Annotated in this window: 2 protein-coding genes; both read left to right on the forward strand. The window is 67.1% G+C overall.

Annotated features, from left to right (window positions below; translation table 11 throughout):
• Positions 1-130 precede the first annotated feature (130 nt).
• Entirely contained in the window at positions 131-1,891 is a 1,761-nt protein-coding gene (locus AC5L30_RS32865) for an IS481 family transposase (RefSeq protein WP_494872154.1), read from the forward strand.
• Complete coding sequence (locus AC5L30_RS32870) at positions 1,888-2,175, forward strand: DUF7660 family protein (protein ID WP_494872152.1); 288 nt, start codon at positions 1,888-1,890, stop codon at positions 2,173-2,175. The genes AC5L30_RS32865 and AC5L30_RS32870 overlap by 4 nt, the downstream gene beginning before the upstream one ends.
• The last annotated feature ends 91 nt before the right edge of the window (positions 2,176-2,266 follow it).

Below are 2,266 nucleotides of genomic sequence, written 5' to 3' on the forward strand. Positions count from 1 at the left end.
TGTCCCGTCACGGGACATGCTTGACAGTGGCGTCCCACCAGATGCTTGACATGATCGATGTCGGCTCTCTTCATCACGTGATGGTTGTGGTCATCGCAGGCTGGGGAGGCCGGGATTGGCGCTGGTGGAGTTGTCGATCGTTGAGCAGCGGTATCGAGCAGTCCTCGCCGTGAAAGCCGGCGAATCGGTGGTTGATGTGGCGGCCCGGATTGGGGTGTCCCGGCAGACGATCCATTCCTGGTTGGTCCGGTATGCCGAGGTAGGTCTCGCAGGTTTGGAGGACCGGTCTCGCCGACCGCTGGGTTGTGCGCATCAGGCATCGGCGGAGGTGGAGGCGTTGGTGTGTGAACTACGCCGGCATCATCCGCGGTGGGGATCGCGCCGGATCTCCTTCGAGCTAGGCCGGCATGGCTGTCCGGATCCGGTGCCGTCGCGGATGACGGTGTATCGGATCCTGGTCCGCCATGGCCTGATCGAACCGGCCAAGCGCCGCCGGGGTCGGAAGGACTATGTGCGGTGGCAGCGGGATCGGCCGATGGAGTTGTGGCAGATGGACATCGTCGGCGGGATCATGCTCGCCGACGGCACCGAAGCGAAGGTCGTCACCGGGGTGGATGACCATTCCCGGTTCTGCGTCATCGCTCAGGTCGTCAGGCGGGCCACCGGCCGCGCGGTCTGCCTCGCCTTCGCCGACGCCCTGCAACGCTTTGGAGTGCCCGAGGAGGTGCTGACCGACAACGGCAAGCAGTTCACCGACCGGTTCGGCAAGGGCGGGGAGGTGATGTTCGACCGGATCTGCCGGGAGAACGGCATCATCCACCGGCTGACCCAGCCCGCCTCGCCGACCACGACCGGGAAGGTGGAACGGTTCCACCAGACCCTGCGACGCGAACTCCTCGACGAGGTGCCGGTCTGGCCCGACCTGGACACGGTCCAGGCTGCCGTGGACGCCTTCCGGCACGAATACAACACCGACCGGCCGCACCAATCCCTGGAGATGGCCTTTCCCGCCCACCGGTTCGCCCCCGCCCCAGAGCAGGTGGTGCCGGTGAAGCTGCCTGCCCGGCTCACCCAGCCCGTCGACCACACCCGCGTTCCACCGTCGATTCCGCTTCCACTGCCAGCGCAAGTGACGCCAGGGGCGGTGGAGTTCGACCGCGTCGTGCCACCGTCGGGAAACCTGCAAGTCGCGGGCAAGCAGTTCTGGCTCGGCCCAAACCGCTCCGGCGTCACGGTCACGTTCTGGGCCGACACCGACGTCATCCACCTCCTCATCGCCGGCACCCGTCTCAAGTCGGTGCGCTCACACCTGTCCACCGCCGACCTCGCCGCCCTGCTGCGCCAGGGCGGCCGCCCAGCTGGGGAACCGCCTCTGCCGCCGGCGCCACCCAGTGAGGCGGTCGAGGTCGACCGGACCATCAGCCGCGGCGGCCACGTCTCCCTCGGGCAGCACATCGTCCTGGCCGCTGAGATCCTCGGCGGGCAACGCGTCGGCATCCGCATCGAGGACAAGACGCTGAGCTTCTTCGACCTGGGCACCCGGCACCTGCTGCGCACCCGACCCAACCCGCTGAACCCCGCCGAGGTGGCCCGGCTGCGTGGCGCCCGACCCGCCGGGCCACCCCCGCAACCCGCAACCGATCCGGTGCAGGTCCAGCGGCGGGCATCCAACACCGGCGTAGTCATGGTCGTCGGGCAGAAAGTCGCTCTCGGCCGCATCCACGCCGGCAAGACCGTCACCATCGACGTCACCGACACCGAACTAGCCATCACCTGCGACGACGGCATACGCACCGTCCGACGCACCACCCACCAGCCCGTCCGCAACATCAAAGCCAGCCGACCCCGCAAGACCGACTCCCTCCACAGAACAGGCACGATGACCCGATGAGCAGCGCCTACGAAACCGGCAGGTTCACCAACATCCGCCCCGACGAGGTCAACCACGTCACCACGAACACCGACGCCGCCGAGATCGTCGGGCGGATGCTAACCGACCTGCGCGCCCACCCCACCGAGTGGGAGAACCACACCCTCGAACGCTTCCTGGACGCACTCGAGTCCTCTCTCAAATCCCTGCCTTGGCTCTACCGCAACCGAGGGGAAGCCTTCCCCGACCAGCCAACCTGGAAGCAGTTCACCGAAGCCCTCGTCATGGCCACCGGCCGCGAGTAGCCCATCGCCAAAGCAAGAGTCCTAGACCAACCGTCAAGCATCAGCTGGGACGGAAACGTCAAGCATGTGGTGGGACTAGACACGCCGGCAG

The sequence above is a fragment of the Micromonospora sp. BQ32 genome (assembly GCF_059358895.1).

What these genes read in the sequence shown, in the direction of transcription:
- AC5L30_RS32870 (WP_494872152.1), top strand. Translation starts at nt 1,888, where the DNA reads ATGAGCAGCGCCTACGAAACCGGCAGGTTCACCAACATCCGCCCCGAC.